Raw genomic sequence first — 22,754 nt, 5'->3', positions numbered from 1 at the left:
GAGAACGGACAGATGTATAAAATATTAAATAAAAATATACACTGATTTATATAATGTTTTTATACCAAAAAAATTATACATAATGCTTTCTGTAAATCGGTTTAGTATAAATATTTTAAAATAAAACATTGACAAAGTTTAATTAAAAATTGACAAAAAAATACATTTTGCAATTCCCTACACTTTAATATGAATTAAAAATATCATTACGAATGTATATTTTTAAGAACATAACCAAAAAAATGCTTAAATAAAAATTGTATACAATAGCATTTCCTATTGACATTGTACAAATAATAATGTATATTAAGCATGTCAGGAGTATGCTTGTTAAAACAGCTATTTATCGTTACATTCAGACGGTTATTATGTATAAACTGTATAGTGCAAACAGGTATAGAAACTATACGGATATTGAACTTTGAGTAAAGAGATTATATGTAATTTGCAGTTTGTTTTGAATAGAAACTGTTTATAAGTTTTTATAAATATATACGATGATAGTTATTAAATACAACATATGTGCTTCTGGTACGGAATATTGTATATTTTAAAAGGATGGATTTAAGTTAAGAGATTTAGCTATATTTAGAGATTGATATAACTCAAGGCTGGAAATTATGTAAGCTGAAATCATTCCGAAAGGTAAATATTGTATAAACTGTATATTTTTAGAAAACCACTGTTTAAGTGTTTCATGTACCGAAATCACAGGTGTCTTGTGCCGTTTTAATACGGTTTTTGCACATCAATGTGGTCTTATCTAAGAAAAATCCGGTTAAATAACAGTTTTCTTTTAAAGAGGAGATAAAAGGAGTACCGTATACGAGTGCTTCAATATTTAAGGGATAGATATGTAGGGATATACATTATATAACTTTCGAAAGATTATATATAAATACATGCAGGAGGTAAAAAGAAAAAGGATTTGGTGTATTAACCGTACTGGTAAAACGGTTAATCTAAAAAGCAAGTGGTATAAAGGCTTTATTGATTTTAATGACATCAAAAATTAAACTATTTAAAAAGATTTATTTATTTTTAAGATCAGAAAGGAATTTAAAACAAAATGAGCAAGTACAATCCGTATGACAACGTTATTAAAACCATAGAGGAGGTGGCAACATTATTAAAATATAAGCCGTCTGAATATGAGATGTTAAAACACCCGGAGCGTGAACTTAAAGTATCTTTTCCGGTTACTATGGATGATGGAACTTTAAAGGTATTTGAAGGATTCAGAGTTCAGCATTCTACTATAAGAGGACCGGGAAAAGGAGGTGTACGTTTCCATCAGGATGTAAATGCGGATGAAGTAAGGGCTTTATCAGCATGGATGACATTTAAATGTGCAGTGGCTAATATACCTTATGGCGGTGCTAAAGGCGGTGTCGTATGTGATCCTATGAAGCTTTCGGACTCAGAATTAAACAGGATTACAAGAGCTTTTACAAACGGTATTGCTCCTATTATAGGACCTGAAAGAGATATTCCGGCTCCCGATGTAGGATCAAATCCGCAGACGATGGCCTGGATGATGGATGCTTTCAGCAAGCTTAAAGGTTATACAGTTAACGGAGTTGTTACAGGAAAACCTGTAACCTTAGGCGGAAGCCTTGGAAGAGGTGATGCTACAGGAAGAGGTGTAAGCTTTACTGTAAACAATATTTTTGCAAAACTTAATATCCCGTTAAAGGGAACTACTGCAGTGGTTCAGGGAATGGGAAATGTAGGAAGCGTAAGTGCAAGACTTATCCATGAATCAGGCATGAAAGTTATAGCTGTAAGCGACGTATCAGGTGCAATTTATAAAGAGGACGGACTTAATATACCTGAGATTCTTGAATACCTTTCAAAAGACAAGAGAAACCTTCTTGATGGCTATAAAGGTGAAGGACTTAAGAGAATTTCAAATGAAGAGCTTCTTGAACTGGATACTACACTTCTTATCCCGGCAGCACTTGAGAATCAGATTAATGATGGAAATGCTGACAGAATTAAGGCTAAAGTTGTAGTTGAGGCTGCTAATGGACCATGTACAGTTGAGGCAGATGAGATCCTTAAGAAGAAAGGTGTTGTGGTAGTTCCTGATATACTTGCAAATGCAGGTGGTGTAATTGTTTCATACTTTGAATGGGTACAGAATATACAGAGGCTTGCATGGACTGAGGAACGTGTTAATACAGAGCTTAAGCACCTCATTGATCTTGCATTTGAAAATGTATGGAACAGTGCTAAAGAATATGATGTTGCACTTCGTAAAGGTGCATATATTGTTGCTATCAAACGCATTGTAGATTCTATGAAATTAAGAGGAGTTTAATTAATTATAGTGCTACGGATGCAGGCTGATTTTTTGCCTGCATCCGGGCGTATATTTTTATAAACTTCATAATAGAGACTATATAAAGGAGGAAGCAGATGAAATCAATTTCTCAAATAAGGGAAAAGGTGCTTTCAGGAAAAAGAAAAACAATAGCGGTTGCTGCTGCTGACGATATGCCGGTGCTTGAAGCTATAAAGGATGCAATAGATGATAATCTTGCCGATGCGGCGCTTATAGGTAATAAGGCTCGTATAGAGGAGATGGCTGCACAGCTTGGAATAAATATGGACAGGGTTGAGATTATAGACGAACCCGATGTAGTGGCTGCTGCTGAAAAGGCGGTTGCACTCGTAAAAGATGGAAAAGCACATGTGCTTATGAAGGGACTCTTAAAAACTCCGACACTTTTAAAGGCAGTGCTTGATAAGGAAAAGGGACTGCGTACAGGCGGGGAGTTAAGTCATGTAGGAGTATTTGAGATTCCAGGTCTTGATAGACTTTTAGTAGTCAGTGATCCGGCGATGCATATACTTCCTTCTCTTGAAGAGAAAGTTAGGATTTTAGGTTCTATAAAGACTGTTACCGATGCACTTGAAATTAAATGCCCTAAAGTGGCTGCCGTATGTGCAATAGAAGTGTTTAATCCTAAGATGCCTGCGACAGTTGATGCGGATGCTATTACAAAGATGTATAAAGAGGGAAAAATTAAGGATATGATCGTTGACGGTCCTATGGCACTTGATATAGCCGTAAGCGCACATGCTGCAGAACATAAAGGCTATAAAGGTGAAATCCAGGGTGATGCCGATGCGCTCCTTATGCCTAATATAGAAGCCGGAAATGTTATGTGGAAGACACTTGTTTACCTTGCACAGGCAAAGATTGCAGGTATTGTGGTAGGTGCTGCAGCGCCTGTTGTTTTAACTTCACGTTCTGATTCTCCGGAAACAAAGCTTAACAGCATAATGCTTTCTTTACTCATGTAACAGTATATTGATAATATTAAAGTGAAATGTCTTTTGTCTATAATATAAGGATTGTAAAGAGGTAGAATAAAATTGTTTTATTTGTATTAATTGTTTTATTTAAATACAGGAAATATTAAAAAAATACAGACATATATGTCTGACAAAATAATATATGATTATTCTACCTCTTTATGTGATGAAAGGAAATTACGATAGTGGAACAAAACAAAATTCTCGTTATAAATCCGGGTTCGACTTCTACTAAAATAGCCGTGTATAAGGGAGGCGACAAGGTTCTTGAACAAACTTTAAGGCATAAAAAAGAGGAACTTGAAGGATTTAATAAAGTTGTTGAACAGTATGAGTTCAGGATGAAAATTATAAAAGATACACTTGCGGCAGGAAATATAGACCTTAGGGAATTAAAGGCGATAGCCTCACGAGGCGGTCTTTTAAAGCCGTTGCCATGTGGAGGTACCTATCTCGTAAATGAGACTATGTGTGAAGATTTAAGGACTACAAATCGTGAACATGCTTCAAATTTGGCGGCACTTATAGGCTATGAGATGGGGAAAGAACTTGGTATCTCATGCTATGTGGTTGATCCCGTTGTTGTTGATGAACTTCAACCGGTTGCAAGATTGTCCGGATTAAAAGGTTATGACAGAACATCGGTATGGCATGCACTTAACCAGAAAGCGGTTGCAAGAAAAGTTGCAATGATGCTTGGTACGCAGTATAAGGATATGAATTGTATAGTGGCACACATGGGAGGCGGAGTTACAGTAGCTGCACATGAAAAAGGACGTGCAATAGATGTAAACAACGGACTTAGAGGTGATGGACCTTTTTCACCTGAACGTTCCGGAGGACTTCCCTGCGATATTATGATGAAGATGGTGTTTGATGACGGCAAGTCCAGAAAGGAAATGGAAAAAAGTCTTGCCGGACAGGGAGGTTTTGTAAGCTACCTGAATACAAATGATACAAGAGAAGTTGAAAAGATGGCTCAAACTGATGAATATGCAGAACTTGTATATAATGCTATGGCATATCAGGTAAGTAAGGAGATAGCATCACTTGGTGCTACATTATATGGAAAAATAGATGCTGTTATACTCACAGGTGGTATGGCACATTCAAAAAAACTTACATCGCTTATAAAAGAAAGAGTATCTTTTATGGCTCCGGTATATATATTCCCCGGAGAGGAAGAGATGGAAGCACTTGCAGCTGGAGTTGCAAGGGTGCTTGATAAAGAAGAAGAAGCGATAGTTTATAAATAAATAGATTTGTTTTATATTGAGGAGGAAATTAAATAATGGTTGTAAAGACTATGGACGGAAATGAGGCTGCTGCATATATATCTTATGCCTTTACGGAAGTTGCTACAATTTATCCGATTACCCCGTCTTCGCCTATGGCGGAGGCCGTTGACTTATGGTCCGCACAAGGTAAAAAAAATATTTTTGGTCAGCGTGTAAGACTTGAAGAAATGCAGTCTGAAGCAGGTGCAGCCGGTGCAATGCATGGTGCTCTTGAAACGGGTGCTCTTGCCACTACATATACGGCTTCACAGGGGCTTCTTCTTATGATTCCGCCGCTTTACAGGCTTTCCGGACAGCTTTTGCCTGGAGTTTTACATGTTAGTGCGAGAGTTGTCGGAACGCATGCATTTTCAATATTCGGTGAACATTCAGATGTGATGGCATGCAGACAGACCGGTCTGGCAATGCTTTGCTCAGGCAGTGTTCAGGAGGTTATGGATCTTGCAGGTGTTGCACATCTTTCAGCAATAAAAGGAAGAGTTCCTTTTATACATTTCTTTGATGGTTTCCGTACATCACATGAGATACAGAAAATAGAAGCGCTTGAATATGATGAGCTTGAAAAGCTTTTGGATTATGGTGCACTTGATGCTTTCAGAAAGCGTTCTCTTAACCCTGAAAGACCTGTTATGAGAAGTAGTGTGCAGAATCCGGATGTTTATTTCCAGGCAAGAGAATCTGCAAACAGCTTTTATGATGCAATACCAGGTATCGTAGAAGGTTACATGAATGACATTAAAAAGATTACTGGCAGGGAGTATAAATTATTTTCTTATTACGGACCTGAGGATGCTGAACATGTAATAATTTCAATGGGTTCAAGTGCCGGCGTTATAAAGGAGACTGTTGATTATCTGAATAAGCAGGGTAGAAAGACCGGATATATACAAGTGTATCTCTATCGTCCATTTTCTATTAAGCATTTCCTTAAGGAAGTGCCTGAAACAGTGAAAAAAATAACTGTACTTGACAGGACTAAAGAGCCGGGTTCACTTGGAGAGCCACTTTATCTTGACATATGTGCTGCATTTAATGAACTTAAAAAAAGACCTGAAGTATATGCAGGACGCTATGGTCTTTCAATAAAGGATGTAACTCCTGACCAGATTATAGCTGTGTTTGACAATATGCTTAAGGAAGAATCTAAAAACCATTTTACTGTCGGTATCAATGATGATGTTACATTCACATCACTTCCTCTTGGAGAGATGGTAAATGTTGCTGATGAAAGTATAGTGAACTGTAAATTCTGGGGTCTTGGCTCAGATGGAACAGTAGGTGCCAATAAAAATTCAATTAAGATAATTGGTGATCATACTGACTTATATGCACAGGCGTATTTTGAATATGACACAAAAAAATCAGGTGGTCTTACACGTTCACATTTAAGATTCGGTAAAAAGCCGATAATAGGAAGCTATTTAATAACAAAGGCTGATTTTGTAGCCTGTCATAACCAGTCCTATATAAACAGGTATGATATAGTTGAGGAATTAAAGCCTGAAGGCACTTTCCTGCTTAACTGTACATGGGACAGACAGCAGCTTGAGGATAGGCTTAGCGATAAAGTTAAAAAGTATATATACGACAATAAGATTAAATTTTACACAATCAATGCTATTGATATATGCAAGGAGATAGGTCTTGGAAACCGTACAAATGGTGTTTTACAGGCTGCTTTCTTTGCACTGTCAAATATCATTCCTATGGATGATGCTATTGATTATATGAAGCAGGCTATAGTAAAGACTTATGGCAAAAAAGGCGATAAGGTCATAGCTATGAACAATGAGGCGGTTGAGCTTGGTGCTAAAAAATTTGTAAAGATTGATGTGCCTGAAAGCTGGGGAGGACTTGTACCTGAAGTTCAGAAGGCAGATGAAAAGCTGTCTGATTTTGTGGCAAGGATAGCAAAACCGATTAATGATCTTAAGGGTGATCTTCTTCCTGTAAGTGCATTTGTAGGCAGAGAGGACGGCACAGTACCTCTTGGTACTTCAATGTATGACAAAAGAGGTGTTGCAATAGATGTTCCCAGATGGGATAAAGAAAAGTGCATACAATGCAATCAGTGTTCATATGTATGTCCGCATGCATGTATAAGACCTTATTTGCTTAATGAGTCTGAAACTGCAAATGCTCCTGAAAAGTTTGATACAGTACAGGCAAAGGGCAAAGGTCTTGAGCCTTACAAATATAGAATGCAGGTATCAGTGCTTGACTGTATAAGCTGCGGAAGCTGTGTTGCTGTGTGCCCGGCAAAAGGCAAGGCACTTTTTATGGAATCATTGGATTCACAGAAATTTGAAGCTGAAAACTGGGAATATGCTCAGACACTTTCTTATAAAGAAAATCCTCTTGACAAAAAGACGGTTAAAGGAAGCCAGTTTGAAAAGCCTCTGCTTGAATTTTCAGGTGCATGTGCAGGTTGCGGAGAAACACCATATATGAAACTTCTTACACAGATGTTTGGCGAAAGGCTTATAGTTGCAAATGCGACAGGCTGTACACAGGCATGGGGTGCTGCTATGCCCTGTTTCCCATATACTACAAACCATAATGGTTGCGGTCCGGCATGGTCAAACTCACTTTTTGAAAATAATGCTGAGTTTGCACTTGGTATGTGTCTTGCCGAAACTCAGCAGAGAGAAAACCTTGTAAATAAGATAAATGATCTTGCCGAGATGGAAAAAGAAAATACCGATATACAGACAGCGGTTAAGACATGGTTTGATGCATATAATGACGGGGATATGTCAAAGACAGCAAGCAATGGTCTTTTGGATGTTTTGAACAAACAGAATCTTACAGGTGCTTCAAAAGAACTTTATGAAACTATAAAACATAATAAAGAACATTTAAGCAAAAAATCAATCTGGATGTATGGCGGAGACGGATGGGCATATGATATCGGCTATGGCGGACTTGATCATGTTCTTGCAAGTGGAAGAAATTTAAATATACTGCTTGTTGATACTGAGGTATATTCAAATACAGGAGGACAGTCGTCAAAGGCATCACCTGTAGGAGCAGTTGCAAAATTTGCCGCTTCAGGTAAAAAGACGAAGAAGAAGGATTTAGGTCTTCTTGCAATGTCATACGGCTACGTATATGTTGCACAAGTGGCGATGGGAGCCAACCAGAACCAGCTTATAAAGGCAATTCAGGAGGCTGAGGATTATGACGGTCCTTCACTTGTAATTGCATATGCACCATGTGTTGCACATGGTCTTGTAAAAGGTATGGCAAATGTACAGGAGGAGATGAACCTTGCAGTAAAATCAGGTTACTGGAATCTGTATCGTTATAATCCGCTGCTTAAGAAGGAAGGAAAAAATCCCTTTATACTTGATTCAAAGAAACCAACACTTGATTTGAAGGAATTCCTTATGGGTGAGGTCAGGTTCGCATCTCTTTACAGAACCTTCCCTGATGAAGCACAGAAGCTTCTTGCGGAAGCGGAACAGGGTGCAAAGGAAAAATATGAGGAGTATGAGAGACTCGCACTTGCACAGCCGTCAGGAGGAAAGGAAGACCTTAAATTAGGTGCTTAAGATCTAGGAGATGTTTAGTGTACTAAAATGCTCAAAAATTTTAAAAATATATAAAAATAGTGTATAAAAACATATTAAAGCTGCAGCAATAATTAATAAATAAAAATCAAATACTGTCCGGACTGTATAAAAAGTATAGTTCAAATACTGAAGTTTTTATATAAGTCCGGACAGTATAAAATAAAAGTAATTTGCGAGGGGGTAATACCATGGCAAGAAGAGGAAAGGTTACATTCAATGATTATCTTTGCAAGGGCTGTGAGTTATGCATAGCAGTATGTCCGGTAAAGATTATTTCATTAAGCAAAACCAGGATTAATAGTAAAGGATACCATCCGGCTGAGATAGAGGAGATGGAAAAGTGCATAGCATGCACCAACTGTGCCACTATATGTCCTGACAGTGTAATTACAGTGGAAACTGTGGAATTGGAGGAAGTAAGATGACAAAGGTTTTAATGAAGGGAAATGAAGCTATAGGAGCAGCTGCGATAGCAGCAGGATGCAAATATTTTTTCGGTTATCCTATAACACCTCAGAGCGAACTGCCTGAATATATGTCAAGAGAGCTTCCTAAGATAGGAGGAGTATTTCTTCAGTCCGAATCTGAAGTAGCGGCGATCAATATGGTTTATGGAGCTTCAGGAGCCGGTGCAAGGGTTATGACAAGTTCATCAAGCCCGGGAATTTCACTTAAGCAGGAGGGCATTTCATATATAGCCGCTGCCGAACTTCCATGTCTTATATGTAATATAATGCGTGGCGGTCCGGGACTTGGAGGTATACAGCCTTCACAAACAGACTATTTCCAGGCGACAAGGGGCGGCGGCAACGGAGATTATCGTCTGCTTGCATTTGCACCGGCAAATATACAGGAAATGGTTGATCTTATAATTGAAGGTTTTGATCTTGCAGATATTTACAGAAATCCTGTAATGATCTGCGGAGACGGAATGCTCGGACAGATGATGGAACCTGTTGAATTTACAAATCATACAAAACGTGAACTTCCTGAAAAAACCTGGGCTACTACAGGTACTCAGGGTAAGAGAAAGCCGAATATAATAAACTCATTATATCTTGAAGCTTCAATACTTGAAGATCACAATAAGCATCTTATAGAAAAATATAATAAAATAAAAGAAAATGAAGTGCGTGTGGAAACAGTAGGACTTGAGGATGCACAGCTTGTATTCAGTGCCTATGGAACAACTTCAAGAATAGTCAAAAGTGCTATGACAATGCTTCAGGAGGAGGGGTATAAAGTTGGACTTATACGCCCTATTACTATCTGGCCGTATCCTTATGATGCGTTTAAGAAGATAAATGAAAAGTGCAAGGATATTCTTGTAGTTGAGATGAACACCGGTCAGATGACCGATGATGTAAAGATTGCCGTTGAAGGCAGACAAAAAGTACATTTTCACGGTCGTCAGGGAGGTATGATACCAAGTCCTGAGGAGATAGCACAGGTAGCAAGAGAGCTGTTAGGAGGTAAATAAGATGGCTGCTGTTATATATAAAAGAACGGAAGGTTTAGTTGACGTTCCGACTCATTATTGTCCGGGATGTACACATGGAATAATACATAAGCTAGTCGGTCAGGTACTTGAAGAGATGGATCTTCTTGGAAAAGCCATAGGTATAGCACCTGTAGGATGTTCGGTCCTGGCATATAATTATTTTAACTGCGATATGCATGAGGCGGCACATGGAAGAGCACCTGCGGTTGCTACCGGTATAAAGCGTGTGCTCCCTGAGAATTTCGTATTTACTTATCAGGGTGATGGAGATCTTGCTTCAATAGGAGCTGCGGAGATAGTTCATGCGGCACATAGGGGAGAAAAAATTTCAACTGTATTTGTAAACAATGCAATCTACGGCATGACAGGCGGACAGATGGCACCTACTACGCTGATAGGGCAGAAAACATCCACTTCTCCGCTTGGAAGAACCGTGGAGCATAGCGGAAGACCGCTTCATGTATGTGAGCTTCTTTCAACAATTGACGGTGCCAAGTTTGTTGAGCGTGTATCGGTAGATACCCCTGCAAATATAAGAAAGGCTAAAAAAGCTATAAGGGATTGTTTTGAAGTACAGGAAAAAGGACTTGGTTTCGGTATAGTTGAAGTCCTTTCAACATGTCCTACAAACTGGGGACTTGCACCCAATGATGCGCTTCAGTGGCTTAGAGATAATATGATGCCGGTGTATCCGTTGGGCAGCTTTAGAAATCCAAAGGAGGCGGAGTAATGGAACATAAAATAGTAATGGCAGGTTTTGGCGGACAGGGAATTATGGCAATAGGTCAGCTTACTACATATGCAGGTATGGTAGAAGGAAAACATGTTTCATGGCTTCCTTCATATGGTCCCGAGATGCGTGGAGGTACTGCAAACTGTGCAGTAATAATATCAGATACCCCTGTAAGTGCACCTACGGTTACCGCTTCAACAGCGGGAATTATAATGAATGCACCTTCGCTTGACAAGTTTGAGCCGGAAGCTCTTCCGGGTGCAAAGTTCTTTATAAATTCTTCACTTATAGATAGAAAGATACAAAGAGATGATATTGAGGGATTTTATATTCCGGTAAATGATATCGCAGCAGAAATAGGAAACCCGAAGGTTGCCAATATAGTTATGCTTGGTGCATTTCTTGAAATAACAAAGGTCGTTTCTCCGGAAACGGTATTAAAGGTATTTACAAAAGTATTTGGTGAAAATAAGGCTAAATTCATACCTATGAACCAGAAAGCAATGGAAGAAGGTTCTAAGTATGCGAAAAAACAAAGAGTAAATGCATAATTTATAAAATAAAAATTTTCCTGTGGTGTTTAGCCCGGGGCATATATTTTTAGTATGTAACAGCCGGAGATTGCCGTTTATAATTTTTGTCATATGATATCTTTATATATTGATATCACAGTAAAATGTAATAAAAATTATTGTATTTACAGGCTGGTGATACTCTGGCTGATACCATATATTTACTTTAATTAAATGAGGAGGTACTCGAAAATGTTTAATGAAAAAGAGGTTGAGTGGGGAAAGTTGGGATTTGCCTATGTTAAGGCGGATTATAACTATGTATCCTGCTACAAAGACGGAAAGTGGGATGACGGTAAGCTTGTAAAGGAAAATACACTTACTATAAGCAATGGCTCCACAGCGCTACATTACGGACAACAGTGTTTTGAAGGTTTAAAAGCATACAGGGCAAAAGACGGCAGCGTACAGCTTTTCAGACCTGATCAGAATGCGAAGCGTATGATAAAAAGCTGTCAGAAACTTCTTATGCCAGAATTTCCGGTAGAAAGATTTATTGATGCATGTATACAGACTGTAAAGGCTAATGAAAGATTTATCCCGCCTTATGGAAGCGGTGCAACATTATATCTGAGACCGTTTATGATAGGTGTAGGCGATAATGTAGGAGTACGTCCGGCGGAAGAGTACATATTCTCAATATTTGTAACTCCTGTAGGTCCTTATTTTAAAGCAGGTCTGTCGCCTGTAAACTTTATAACTTCGGACTATGACCGTGCTGCACCTGCAGGTACCGGAGCGGTAAAAGTAGGAGGAAACTATGCAGCAAGCCTTGAATCTCATTTACTTGCTGCAAAGCAGGGATATGCTGACTGTATTTACCTTGATCCTGCAACACATACAAAGATAGAGGAAGTAGGAGCTGCAAACTTCTTTGGAATTACAAAGGATGATAAGTTTGTAACCCCGCTTTCGCCGTCAATACTTCCTAGTATTACAAAGTATTCATTGCTTCATGTAGCAAAAGAATACCTTAAGATGCCTACTGAAGAGAGAGACTGCTATATTGATAAGATTGATGAGTTTAAAGAAGCGGGTGCATGCGGAACAGCTGCTGTTATAACCCCGATAGGCGGAATCTCACATAAAGGAAAGCTTCATGTATTCTATAGTGAGAAGGAAGTCGGACCTGTTACAAGAAAACTTTATGATACACTTTTTGGAATACAGATGGGCGATATAGAGGCTCCTGAAGGCTGGATTGTAAAAGTAATGTAAAAATAATATGTTTTAAGCAAACAGTAGTTTAGCCGCATATTTAGAGAAACACTGCTTAAGTGTTCCCCTTATGAAAATCACGGATGCCTTATGCTATTTCTATGCAATTTTTCTGTATATACTCAGCAATCTAACCAAAACGACAATTTAATTACTCTGCGTTTAGAGGTAGATCTGAATATGGAAGCACTAACTGTGAACAGTATGTGGCTAAATTTTTAAAAAATATGAATTTTTTTTTAAATTTATATAGACTGCATAAATAAGCTGTGATATAATCCAGAAAAATTTAATAGAGGGGGAAAACTCAATATGCTTACATTTTTAATTGGCCTTGCCATACTTATAATCGGAGGATTTTTTTATGGCATTTACGTTGAAAATATGTTTGGGCCTGATGACAGGGTTACCCCGGCAGTATCAATGAATGACGGCGTTGACTATGTGCCTATGGGCAAGTGGAAAAACAGCCTTATAGAGTTATTGAACATTGCGGGGACTGGACCTATACTTGGACCTATACTTGGAATTTTATTTGGTCCTATAGCTTTTATAGCTATACCTGTGGGCTGCGTTCTCGGCGGTGCACTTCATGACTACCTTTCAGGAATGATTTCGATAAGGGAAAAAGGGGCACAGATGCCCGCACTTGTAAAAAAGTATTTAGGAAATACTACATTTCAGGTTTATAATATATTTGTATGTCTTTTAATGCTTCTTGTTGGTGCAGTATTTGTGTACACGCCAGGCGATCTTATAGTTACAAGTATATTTAAGCAAAAAGCGGATGTAAGCAATCCGCTTGTACTTGTAGTATATATAGCTATATTTATATATTATCTTGTAGCTACACTGTTTCCAATTGATAAAATTATAGGAAAGGTTTACCCTATATTTGGTGCAGTTTTGGTGCTTTCTGCGGTAGGTATATTTGCAGGTATATTTTTAAAAGGCTATCAGCTTGATAATCTTACTGCAGATAACTGGCGTGGAATACATCCTGACGGGCTTCCTTTCATTCCTATATTTTTTGTAACAGTAGCATGCGGTATAGTATCAGGCTTCCACTCAACTCAGGCTACCCTTATAGGGCGTTCTGTAAAAAGTGAAAAAGAAGGAAAACTTATATTCTTCAATATGATGCTTGTTGAAGGCTTTATAGCTATGACATGGGCAGCTGCAGCTATGGGAATATATAATAAGGGTATATCTCCGGATGCTGTAGGAAAACCTGTTGTAATAAGTCTTGTAGCTAATGACCTTTTAGGTACTGTAGGAGGACTTATAGCTATTATAGGTGTAATAGTGCTGCCAATCACTTCAGGAGATACTGCACTCAGATCTCTTAGGCTTATGGTTGCCGAGTATTTTAATATTGAACAGAAAAGCTCTAAAAACAGAATTATAATATCATCAATTATATTTGTTGCTGCAGGTGCTATACTATGGTTTGCTAAAACAAATGCAAAGGGATTCCAGATATTGTGGCAGTATTTTGCATGGAGTAATCAGACAATATCAATATTTGCATTTGCAATGATAGTTGTTTATCTTGTAATGCATAATAAAAATTTTGTATCTGCACTTATTCCTGGGTCATTTTATACGTTTATAATTACAACCTATATACTGCAGGCAAAAATCGGATTTAATCTGCCATTAAAAGTATCATATTTAATAGGTGCTGTATTAACAGTTATCTATGCAGTACTGGCATACCTTGCAGGTGTAAATAAAAAAGGCAGTATGCAGCCTGACACGGCTGCTGCAGTTAATAAAACACAGCAGGGGGTTTCAAAAAATTAATTTTAGTGTTGCAGTTTGTTTTTAATAATTATGTGTTAAGATTACTTATTTAGTTTTATGTTTTATAATAAATATGAATTTTATATTAATAAAGGTATAAATCTTTAACATAGTAAAAAATGGTTAAAAATAAAATTGCAGCAGGAGGATACATGACAGAGATAAAAAAGAAAGACATTATTATATGCGGATTTGCTCTATTCGCAATATTCTTTGGAGCGGGAAATCTTATATTCCCCCCCTATCTCGGAGTGGTTGCCAAGAGCAAATGGGTTGAAGTAATGCTTGGATTTCTTCTTTCCGACCCGGTGCTTCCAATCCTCGGAGTTATAGTTACCGTAATGCTTGGAGGTAAAGCCGAAGCACTTGGAAAAAGAGTAAATCCTGTATTTGCAGCTGCTCTCGGACTGCTTATTATATTAACAATAGGGCCTCTATATGCTATACCTAGAACAGGGGCAACTACATATGAGATATTTATACAGCCGCTTCAGCCGGTAGGGCTGTCTCACGGTACACAAAGAAATATAAAGATTGTTACATGCTTTATATTTTTTGCATTAACATTATATTTTGTGTTAAATGAAGGCAAGGTTATAGAAATTATAGGAAAATATCTTACACCGGGTCTTCTTATAGTACTTGCAGTTGTAGTTATAGTTTCAATAGTAAAGCCTCCGGGTCAGATAGTACATTCAGAAGATTCAGGTATGTTTGTGCGTGGACTTAAGGAAGGTTATCAGACTATGGATGCTATGGTATCCGCACTTTTTGCAGGTATAGTTTCTGCGGATCTTGCAAGGAGGGGCTATAAAGATAAAAAGACACAGATAAAGGCAAGCATACAGGTCGGTATAGTTTCTTTTGTACTTCTTGCACTTGTTTACGGAAGCCTTACCTATGCAGGTGCTACTGTAAGCAGCTACTATACCCCTGAAAATGATAGAACGGAAATACTTATAGGTATGGTTAATATGATGCTTGGAACTACGGGAAAAGTACTTATGGGAATAGTAGTTACACTGGCATGTCTTACAACCTCAGTAGGGCTTGTATCGGTATGTGGCAATTATTTTCAGTCTCTGTCAAAGGGGGCACTTGAATATAAAGCAGTTGCAGTAGTTACAACTATTATATCATTTATTCTTTCACTTCTAGGCGTTACTAAGATGATTGAATACTCAGGACCTATACTTTCATGTGTTTATCCTATGATTATAGCACTTATACTGGTATCATTCTTTGATAAATATATAAAATATAATCTTACTTATGCAGGTGTGGTTACAGGCGCATTTATAGTCGGTTTTGTCCAGAATGCTCCTATAAAGTCGGCAGGCTTTGAGGGCTTTAAGAGCTTCATTAATTCGTTACCGCTTCATTCAATAGGTTTTGAATGGGTGGTTCCTACACTGGTGTTCGGAATAATATTTACTATAATTGCTACGGCAACAGGTATAGGGGGTACTCTTGAGGATTTCTTAAAGCAGGAGGAAGCACTTCAAAAGGCTTCAAAATAGTTTTAAAATAAATTAGGATATAGATTTTATAAACATTATATTTTAATATAATAATTAATAGTATAAATTTATAAGGAGCGTGTCTTCATATATGTAGCAGCTATGTCTGCATATATCTGAGGATGCGCTTTGTATTATTAGGTTTGAGAGGTACTTAAATTATATGGATGGTATTTATGGATTTGAACATAGGATACGTATAGTAACCGGACATTACGGCAGTGGTAAAACAGAGTTTTCTCTTAATTTGGCAGTAAGGCTTAAAAAGCAGTATGATAATGTTGCTATTGCGGATCTTGATGTTATAAATCTGTATTTTAGGAGCAGGGAAAAGGAAGATGAGCTGAAAAAACTTGGAATAAGGATATTTTCAAGTTCCGTTAAAGCTACTGCTGTTGATATACCTGCTGTTTCAGCTGATATTATGACACCCATAGAAGATAATAATTGCCAGCTTATCATGGATGTAGGCGGGAACCCTGCCGGTACCAGAACTTTGGGAAGATACAGGAATTTCCTTAAAAATATAGGCTTTCAGCATTTATTTATATTGAATGCAAATCGTCCTGAGACAAATACCTGTGAGAAAGCCGTAGATTTTATTAACGGAATAAGAGCACAGTCAGGACTTGATATTACAGGTATTGTAAACACAACACATATGCTTAAGGCAACTACTGTTGATGATCTTTTAAAAGGTCAGCAGTTATGTCGTGAAGTTTCAAAAACACTTGATCTTCCTATACTCTATACTGCAGCTATGGAGGAGGTTGCAAAACAGTTGCCTGAAAATATGGACGGTGAAATTATACCGCTTAAATTATTTATGAGAGAAGGATGGATGATGTAGGTATGTGTAAGTTGTTTTGATTATATTTCCTGTTTGATATTTGTCTTAACAGCTAAAAGCGATGGTTTAATCAGTATGGTTTAATCAGTATGGTTTAATCAGTATTTTAAATTTTATTGAATAAATTCTTATAAAATGTTATACTTGTTCTGCATGGCATCAAAACGGATTTTGAAATTGGAGGATAATATATGATCATACAAGAAGCCGGAGAGATGTATTTAGAAACCATATTGAGACTTAAGCAGAAAACAGGGGCTGTACGTTCTGTTGACATCGCCAGAGAGATGGGATATTCAAAACCTACGGTAAGTGAACAGATGAAGAAATTCCGTGAAAACGGACTTATAGAAATTGATGAAGACAGTCATATCAACCTTACAGAAGCCGGTATGGAGATTGCTAAACGCACACTTGAAAAACATATAGTGCTTACAGAGATCTTGATAAAAATAGGTGTAAATGATAAAGTTGCTGAAAAAGATGCGTGCAGACTTGAACACTATATGAGTGAAGAGACCTTTAAATGTATAAAAAAACATTTTGGTATGGACTAGGATAAAAATATCTTAAAAGGTCAAAGGTGCTGAAAGTTATTAAAAGGGTTTTAAAAATTCTAACCGTAAAAAGGAGGGTACATCTGATGTATCCTCCTTTTTATGCATCTACACAAACTCTTAAGAAGTTTGCAGTGCCTGCTTTAACACCTGTGCCGTGGCATCTATCTGTTCTTCCTGTTCAGGATTTAATTGTGATTTTATACTTAAGTTGTGGTTTAAAAGATTTATATTTTTCATTCCTGATATAATCTCATTCATTGCTTTTGCGGCTGAAGGTGCCCAGGAACCGTTTTCTATAAGCATTACACTTCTGTTTTGAATATTATGTGCTTTAAGGTCAAGAAGAAGATACTCCATTTTATCAAACACACCTGCATTATATGAGGATGAGGCAAATACAAGGACTTTTGCACGAAAAGCCTCAGCAATAAGGTATGATATATCAGTTTCGGCTACATCATACATCTTTATATTTTTTACCCCAAGCTGTGCAAGTTTTACTGAAAGTACATTAACGGCATTTTCAGTATTTCCATAAATACTTCCATAAAATATAACTATGTCTTCAGTTTCGGGTGTATAGCTTGACCACTTATTGTATTTATCAAGGATCCAGGCTATATCTTCCTGATTGTTCCATACAGGTCCATGAAGTGCACATATATATCGTATATCAAGCGGAGCAATTTTTTTAAGCACAGCCTGTACCTGTGCACCATATTTACCTACTATATTAGTATAGTAGCGTCTTGCTTCAGGAAGTAGAAGGATACGGTCTTCAAGCTCATCAACAAATATATTTCCGTTTAAAGCACCGAAGGTACCAAAAGCATCTGATGTAAACATAATTTTTTCAGTTGTATCATAGGTCATCATTACTTCCGGCCAGTGAACCATTGGTGCCATATGAAATGAAAATGTATGTTTACCGGTAGTTAAAGTGCTTCCCTCTTTAACCTCAATGGTATGACCATCTACCGGAAATTTGAAAAACTGTTTCATAAAGGTAAATGTCTTTGCATTCCCTATAAATTGAATATCAGGATAACGAAGTACAAGCTCTTCAAGTGTGCATGAGTGATCACATTCCATATGATTTATAATTACATAGTCAAGTTTTCTTCCGTTTAACAGGTGTTCTATATTTTCAAGAAATACTCTGCTTACTGAAAGATCAACAGTGTCGAGCAGCACTGTTTTTTCATCAAGTACGAGATATGAATTATATGCTATGCCGTCAGGTACGGGAAATACGTTTTCAAAACGGCTTATACGCCTATCACTTCCTCCCACATAATAAACATCATCTGTAATTTTTCTGCTTTGATGCATCTTTTCCTCCATAAACAATACTATTTAAAAGTGTTAAAGATATAAAATAGCGTTATTTTATTTATTAAATATCTTATGTTGATTATACACAAGTTAGTATAGAGTTGGCAAGCGCTATAGAAAAATATTTAATTAAATTGGTGCTACTATTTCCTATACACAAAGATATTAATTTTTCTATATTTATGTTTCAGAGATAAATATAAAAAAATTTAATATATTATAAAATATTATATTTGATAAAAAGTTGATGATCAGTTTATATGAGCTATCCGCTAATTTCTCTAAGCAAATTGACCATTTCAATGGCACTATGAGCACATTCATAACCTTTATTTCCGGATTTTGTACCGGCTCTTTCAATAGCCTGCTCAATAGTATCTGTTGTAAGAACTCCAAATATGACGGGAGTACCGCTTTCCAAAGCAATCTGAGCTATACCTTTTGAGACTTCACTGCACACATAATTATAATGGTCCGTATTTCCACGTATAACAGCTCCTAGACATATTATGGCATGGTATTTGTTGCTTTTTACCATTTTAGATGCAACCAGCGGTATTTCAAAAGCTCCGGGAACCCAAGCGATTTCAATATCATCTTTTCTGACATTTTCACGAACCAAACCGTCCAATGCACCTGACAACAATTTAGAAGTTATAAATTCATTGAATCTGGCAATCACAATGCCGATTTTCATACCCTCTGATACTAATTTTCCCTCATAGATTTTCATTTATTTTGCCTCCTTGATAATAATTAATTAGTGTTAAAAACTACCTGTTTTTATTGTTAGAGCTGGTTTAATCGTTAATATATCTCAACCTATTGCAATTTTATTTTCGTATGTTTACCGGACTGCTTTATATTCAAAATATGTCCCATTCTATTTTTCTTGGTTTCCAGATAAAAGAGATCATAGGGATTAGCTTCTATTTCAATCGGCAGACGTTTAGCTATAACCATATTGTAATCCTCAAGCTGGTATATTTTATCAGGGTTGTTAGTCAATAATTCCAGAGACTTGACACCCAGATCACGCAGTATCTGGGCACCTATATAATATTCTCTTAAATCAGCATCAAATCCCAATGCCAGATTTGCTTCCAGAGTGTCCATACCATTGTCCTGGAGATGATAGGCTTTAAGTTTATTTACAATACCTATACCTCTTCCTTCCTGTCTCATATACAATAATATACCGCTGCCATTTTTGGAAATCATCTTCATGGCTTTATCAAATTGCTCACCGCAATCACAACGCAGCGATCCGAAAACATCTCCTGTTAAACATTCGGAATGTACCCGGCACAATATATTTTCGCCTGATGAAATATCTCCCATAACCAGGGCAATGTGATGCTCATTGTTTAACTTGTTAATGTAACAGTGAGCTTTGAAATCTCCATAGATTGTAGGCATTTCTGAAATAGATACACACTCTACAAGGTTATCAAAAAACTTGCGGTATTCCTGAAGTTCTTTTATAGTCAGAAAAGGGATATTATGCTTTTTTGCAAAATCCAGCAAGTCGGAAGTTCTCATCATGTTTCCGTCATCTTTCATAACTTCGCAGCACAGACCGCATTCATCCAGTCCGGATAGACGCATAAGGTCTACAGTAGCCTCAGTATGACCGTTTCTTACTAAAACTCCTCCTGCTTTTGCAATTAGAGGAAACATATGACCCGGTCTGCGAAAATCATCGGGTCTTGCTTTTTCATCTATGCACATGCGGGCAGTTAAAGCTCTTTCTGCGGCTGAGATACCTGTAGTAGTAGTTTTATAATCAATGGATACGGTAAAGGCAGTTTCATGATTATCAGTGTTGTTCAAAACCATAGGCTGCAACTTAAGTCTGTCGGCAATTTCACTACTCATGGGAATGCATATTAAGCCTTTGGCATATGTCGCCATAAAGTTTACATTTTCAGTTGTAGCATGTTTTGCCGAACAAATTAAATCGCCTTCATTTTCCCTGTCTTTGTCATCCATAACAAGAATCAGTTCACCTTTTTGTAATGCCTTAATGGCATTCTTTACATTTTGATATTTCATAGTCTTTTATCCTTTCATATTTTAAAACCAGTTGCCCGGTAAAAAGTTTTCACATAGTTTCGAATTTTCGCTTTTTTTTGTGAAGGATTCAATGTATTTGCCCACTATATCATTTTCAAGATTTACAATATCTCCCGGATGCCTGGTCGCTAAAACGGTATTGCTTAAAGTATGAGGAATGACAGATACATAAAAATCTGCATTTCCTGCCTCTGCTACTGTCAGGCTTATGCCGTCAATTGCTATAGAGCCCTTTTGGATTATAAATTTCATAATTTTTTTAGAGGTTTTAATCCGGTACCAGACGGCATTTCCGTCCTGCCTGATACTGACTATTTCTCCCGTACCGTCTATATGCCCGGATACGATATGACCGCCGAATCTGCCGTTTGCAGGCATCGCTCTCTCAAGATTTACAGGGCTTCCTGGATTTAATTTATAAAGTGAAGTTCTTTTCCAGGTTTCCATCATAATATCTACTGTGAAAGAACTGGATGTGAATTTTACTACAGTAAGACATATGCCATTGACAGCTATACTGTCGCCTAATTTGATATCTTCTAAAATTTTTTTTGCAGATATAGTTAATTTACAATGTGAGCCGCCTTCAATTTTTTGAATTTTGCCTAATTCCTCTACAATTCCTGTGAACATGGATAAATTACCTCACTTTCTATTAGAAAATCACTGCCGACAGAAGAAAATGAACAGGGCTGCAGTTTTATGGCATTATCAGGTATAGATATGCCCTGACCGGTTACAGGAGTATGAGGTGAACCGCCAAACACTTTTGGAGAAACAAAAACTGCAATTTCCTGCACAATCCTTTCATTTAATGCACTCCAGTTGAGCATACCGCCACCTTCCAATAAAACACTATCTATTTGCAGTTTGCCTAGTTTTGTCATAAGTTGATTTAAATTTATAAAATCCCCTTTTTTATCAACCGTGATAAATTTACACCCAAGCTCTTTGTATGGAATCAGTTTTTCATCATCCGTCTGAGCGGTTGCTATATATGTTTCTATTGAATGTGCAGTTTTTACAATTTGAGATGTCAAAGGTAATTTCAAAGTAGTATCGCAGATAATGCGAATTGGATTTCTGCCGTTTTCTATTCGACAATTCAACATCGGATCATCCTTTAGCACTGTTGTGATACCTACCATTATGGCTGAAAACTCACTTCGCAACTGATGGACTTTTTCTCTCGACTTTTCGCAGCTTATCCATTTTGAAGCACCTGTGTAAGTCGCTGTTTTACCATCCATAGTCATAGCGTATTTCATCAATACAAAAGGTTTTTTATCAATTATAAATTTTTTAAAAAATCTAATCAGATGTTTGCACTCATGTTCCAATACACCGATATCCACCTGAATTCCATGTTGCTGCAATTGATAAGAACCTTTTCCGGCAACAACAGGGTTTACATCCAGTGTACCTATAACTACTCTTGAAATACCACTTTTTATAATTGCCTCTGTACATGGAGGGGTTTTCCCATAATGGCAGCAGGGTTCCAAAGTAACGTATATTGTGGCATCTTTTGTAGAAGCCACACAGTCTTTTAGAGCATTTATCTCAGCATGAGAACTACCAAATTTTTTGTGATATCCCTTCCCTATAATCTTGTCATTCTTTACTATTACCGCACCGACCATAGGGTTGGGACTGACTTTTCCGGCTCCTTTGCGTGCAAGTTCGACGGCTAGTTTCATATACTCTAAATCATTCAAGTTAAACCTCCTTAGAAATAATATTGCAGTAAAAAATACATGCCTTGAATTAAACTACTTGAATTAAACTATCCAAACCGATTTTCTTGACATGTGAAGCTAAAGTATACTGTGATTAAATTTAGAGGGGACACAGTTTTAAAATAAAAAAGGGGATGTGAAAAAACTCAATTGAGTTTTTTCGCATCTCCCTTTTTGCACTTATTGTGTATAAATGACTGAAATCATACGCAAAAAAAGCACACTTCCCCTACCCCATAGAAGTTCTTTTTTTGAATCTATGCGGCAGTTCTGTTTCTCATCTTTTTTTTCTGATATTTATATAAATTATGGCCTATCGCCACGAGTAAAACTTCCAGTTTGACTGAATGAATACCTCTTCGGATAATTCTCTTGTAACAACGGTCATTTTTCATAATTCCGAAAGTGCCTTCTGCTTGTATCGAACGGTTCATTCGTAATAACGCACCGTGGATACTTTCTAGGTTTTTAATTACTTCCTGATGCATGGAAGTTAGTTCCTGATTGATCCGAACGGTTCTATTCTTATCTGTCTTCTTACATTTTCTTTGCATATGGACATCCGCTACAGTCTTCGCATTCATACAGTTCTTCCTTGCGTCCGTACTGATTTTCCCTCACTATTTTTCTGCATAAAAAATGGAATG

General features: G+C 37.2%; 18 protein-coding genes and 1 pseudogene. 13 read left to right on the top strand and 6 right to left on the bottom strand.

Annotated features, from left to right (window positions below; all coding sequences use genetic code 11):
- Nucleotides 1-1,069: 1,069 nt before the first annotated feature.
- The 13 genes from HMPREF9333_RS09355 to HMPREF9333_RS09295 all read left to right on the top strand — a co-directional run bounded on the left by HMPREF9333_RS09355 (nt 1,070) and on the right by HMPREF9333_RS09295 (nt 16,954).
- Complete coding sequence (locus tag HMPREF9333_RS09355) at nt 1,070-2,323, top strand: Glu/Leu/Phe/Val family dehydrogenase (protein ID WP_005541601.1); 1,254 nt, start codon at nt 1,070-1,072, stop codon at nt 2,321-2,323.
- Nucleotides 2,324-2,421: 98 nt separating this feature from the next.
- Nucleotides 2,422-3,312 carry a bifunctional enoyl-CoA hydratase/phosphate acetyltransferase gene (locus HMPREF9333_RS09350; RefSeq protein ID WP_005541600.1) on the top strand — a complete coding sequence of 297 codons (891 nt, stop codon included), beginning with the start codon at nt 2,422-2,424 and terminating at the stop codon, nt 3,310-3,312.
- 197 nt (nt 3,313-3,509) lie between these two features.
- Nucleotides 3,510-4,580: a butyrate kinase gene (gene buk, locus HMPREF9333_RS09345; RefSeq protein ID WP_005541599.1), complete on the top strand. Its 1,071-nt coding sequence runs from the start codon at nt 3,510-3,512 to the stop codon at nt 4,578-4,580.
- A 35-nt stretch (nt 4,581-4,615) separates the two neighbouring features.
- Nucleotides 4,616-8,176, top strand: coding sequence for a pyruvate:ferredoxin (flavodoxin) oxidoreductase (nifJ, locus tag HMPREF9333_RS09340; RefSeq protein ID WP_005541598.1), 3,561 nt, complete (start codon nt 4,616-4,618; stop codon nt 8,174-8,176).
- A 209-nt stretch (nt 8,177-8,385) separates the two neighbouring features.
- Nucleotides 8,386-8,622, top strand: coding sequence for a 4Fe-4S dicluster domain-containing protein (locus HMPREF9333_RS09335; RefSeq protein ID WP_005541597.1), 237 nt, complete (start codon nt 8,386-8,388; stop codon nt 8,620-8,622).
- Nucleotides 8,619-9,677: a 3-methyl-2-oxobutanoate dehydrogenase subunit VorB gene (locus HMPREF9333_RS09330; RefSeq protein WP_005541596.1), complete on the top strand. Its 1,059-nt coding sequence runs from the start codon at nt 8,619-8,621 to the stop codon at nt 9,675-9,677. Before HMPREF9333_RS09335 ends, HMPREF9333_RS09330 begins: the two co-directional genes overlap by 4 nt.
- Nucleotide 9,678: 1 nt before the next feature.
- Nucleotides 9,679-10,428: a thiamine pyrophosphate-dependent enzyme gene (locus HMPREF9333_RS09325; protein ID WP_005541593.1), complete on the top strand. Its 750-nt coding sequence runs from the start codon at nt 9,679-9,681 to the stop codon at nt 10,426-10,428.
- Nucleotides 10,428-10,982 carry a 2-oxoacid:acceptor oxidoreductase family protein gene (locus HMPREF9333_RS09320; protein ID WP_005541592.1) on the top strand — a complete coding sequence of 185 codons (555 nt, stop codon included), beginning with the start codon at nt 10,428-10,430 and terminating at the stop codon, nt 10,980-10,982. Before HMPREF9333_RS09325 ends, HMPREF9333_RS09320 begins: the two co-directional genes overlap by 1 nt.
- Nucleotides 10,983-11,195: 213 nt before the next feature.
- Nucleotides 11,196-12,221 (top strand): branched-chain amino acid aminotransferase, encoded by a 1,026-nt coding sequence (locus HMPREF9333_RS09315; RefSeq protein ID WP_005541591.1) that lies wholly within the window; start codon nt 11,196-11,198, stop codon nt 12,219-12,221.
- 312 nt (nt 12,222-12,533) lie between these two features.
- Nucleotides 12,534-14,027 carry a carbon starvation CstA family protein gene (locus tag HMPREF9333_RS09310; RefSeq protein ID WP_005541590.1) on the top strand — a complete coding sequence of 498 codons (1,494 nt, stop codon included), beginning with the start codon at nt 12,534-12,536 and terminating at the stop codon, nt 14,025-14,027.
- 152 nt (nt 14,028-14,179) lie between these two features.
- The gene (brnQ, locus tag HMPREF9333_RS09305; RefSeq protein ID WP_005541589.1) at nt 14,180-15,547 is read left to right on the top strand and encodes a branched-chain amino acid transport system II carrier protein; all 1,368 of its coding nucleotides are present in this window, start codon (nt 14,180-14,182) and stop codon (nt 15,545-15,547) included.
- Between the two features lie 163 nt (nt 15,548-15,710).
- Nucleotides 15,711-16,397 carry a hypothetical protein gene (locus HMPREF9333_RS09300; RefSeq protein ID WP_005541588.1) on the top strand — a complete coding sequence of 229 codons (687 nt, stop codon included), beginning with the start codon at nt 15,711-15,713 and terminating at the stop codon, nt 16,395-16,397.
- 191 nt (nt 16,398-16,588) lie between these two features.
- Nucleotides 16,589-16,954, top strand: a complete 366-nt coding sequence (locus HMPREF9333_RS09295) for a metal-dependent transcriptional regulator (RefSeq protein ID WP_005541587.1) — start codon at nt 16,589-16,591, stop codon at nt 16,952-16,954.
- A 120-nt stretch (nt 16,955-17,074) separates the two neighbouring features.
- Here the strand turns inward: HMPREF9333_RS09295 and HMPREF9333_RS09290 are convergent, their stop codons facing one another.
- The 6 genes and pseudogenes from HMPREF9333_RS09290 to HMPREF9333_RS13665 form a co-directional block, all read right to left on the bottom strand.
- Nucleotides 17,075-18,289 (bottom strand): FprA family A-type flavoprotein, encoded by a 1,215-nt coding sequence (locus HMPREF9333_RS09290; protein WP_005541586.1) that lies wholly within the window; start codon nt 18,287-18,289, stop codon nt 17,075-17,077.
- Nucleotides 18,290-18,557: 268 nt separating this feature from the next.
- Nucleotides 18,558-19,025, bottom strand: a complete 468-nt coding sequence (gene ribH / locus HMPREF9333_RS09285; protein WP_005541585.1) for a 6,7-dimethyl-8-ribityllumazine synthase — start codon at nt 19,023-19,025, stop codon at nt 18,558-18,560.
- Nucleotides 19,026-19,114: 89 nt separating this feature from the next.
- Nucleotides 19,115-20,347, bottom strand: coding sequence for a bifunctional 3,4-dihydroxy-2-butanone-4-phosphate synthase/GTP cyclohydrolase II (locus tag HMPREF9333_RS09280; protein WP_005541584.1), 1,233 nt, complete (start codon nt 20,345-20,347; stop codon nt 19,115-19,117).
- Between the two features lie 21 nt (nt 20,348-20,368).
- Complete coding sequence (locus tag HMPREF9333_RS09275) at nt 20,369-21,001, bottom strand: riboflavin synthase (RefSeq protein WP_005541581.1); 633 nt, start codon at nt 20,999-21,001, stop codon at nt 20,369-20,371.
- Nucleotides 20,983-22,086, bottom strand: coding sequence for a bifunctional diaminohydroxyphosphoribosylaminopyrimidine deaminase/5-amino-6-(5-phosphoribosylamino)uracil reductase RibD (gene ribD, locus HMPREF9333_RS09270; protein WP_005541579.1), 1,104 nt, complete (start codon nt 22,084-22,086; stop codon nt 20,983-20,985). Before ribD ends, HMPREF9333_RS09275 begins: the two co-directional genes overlap by 19 nt.
- A 278-nt stretch (nt 22,087-22,364) precedes the next feature.
- Nucleotides 22,365-22,754: pseudogene (locus tag HMPREF9333_RS13665) on the bottom strand (transposase); the annotation flags it as partial.

This window comes from Johnsonella ignava ATCC 51276 (genome assembly GCF_000235445.1).
GTDB classification, from domain to species: domain Bacteria; phylum Bacillota; class Clostridia; order Lachnospirales; family Lachnospiraceae; genus Johnsonella; species Johnsonella ignava.
This window is presented reverse-complemented; position numbering and strand designations above follow the sequence as displayed.

Coding starts and splice junctions, on each gene's coding strand:
- HMPREF9333_RS09355 (WP_005541601.1), top strand. CDS start 1,070: ATGAGCAAGTACAATCCGTATGACAACGTTATTAAAACCATAGAGGAG.
- HMPREF9333_RS09350 (WP_005541600.1), top strand. CDS start 2,422: ATGAAATCAATTTCTCAAATAAGGGAAAAGGTGCTTTCAGGAAAAAGA.
- nifJ (WP_005541598.1), top strand. CDS start 4,616: ATGGTTGTAAAGACTATGGACGGAAATGAGGCTGCTGCATATATATCT.
- HMPREF9333_RS09335 (WP_005541597.1), top strand. CDS start 8,386: ATGGCAAGAAGAGGAAAGGTTACATTCAATGATTATCTTTGCAAGGGC.
- HMPREF9333_RS09330 (WP_005541596.1), top strand. CDS start 8,619: ATGACAAAGGTTTTAATGAAGGGAAATGAAGCTATAGGAGCAGCTGCG.
- HMPREF9333_RS09325 (WP_005541593.1), top strand. CDS start 9,679: ATGGCTGCTGTTATATATAAAAGAACGGAAGGTTTAGTTGACGTTCCG.
- HMPREF9333_RS09320 (WP_005541592.1), top strand. CDS start 10,428: ATGGAACATAAAATAGTAATGGCAGGTTTTGGCGGACAGGGAATTATG.
- HMPREF9333_RS09315 (WP_005541591.1), top strand. CDS start 11,196: ATGTTTAATGAAAAAGAGGTTGAGTGGGGAAAGTTGGGATTTGCCTAT.
- HMPREF9333_RS09310 (WP_005541590.1), top strand. CDS start 12,534: ATGCTTACATTTTTAATTGGCCTTGCCATACTTATAATCGGAGGATTT.
- brnQ (WP_005541589.1), top strand. CDS start 14,180: ATGACAGAGATAAAAAAGAAAGACATTATTATATGCGGATTTGCTCTA.
- HMPREF9333_RS09300 (WP_005541588.1), top strand. CDS start 15,711: ATGGATGGTATTTATGGATTTGAACATAGGATACGTATAGTAACCGGA.
- HMPREF9333_RS09295 (WP_005541587.1), top strand. CDS start 16,589: ATGATCATACAAGAAGCCGGAGAGATGTATTTAGAAACCATATTGAGA.
- HMPREF9333_RS09290 (WP_005541586.1), bottom strand. CDS start 18,289: ATGCATCAAAGCAGAAAAATTACAGATGATGTTTATTATGTGGGAGGA.
- ribH (WP_005541585.1), bottom strand. CDS start 19,025: ATGAAAATCTATGAGGGAAAATTAGTATCAGAGGGTATGAAAATCGGC.
- HMPREF9333_RS09280 (WP_005541584.1), bottom strand. CDS start 20,347: ATGAAATATCAAAATGTAAAGAATGCCATTAAGGCATTACAAAAAGGT.
- HMPREF9333_RS09275 (WP_005541581.1), bottom strand. CDS start 21,001: ATGTTCACAGGAATTGTAGAGGAATTAGGCAAAATTCAAAAAATTGAA.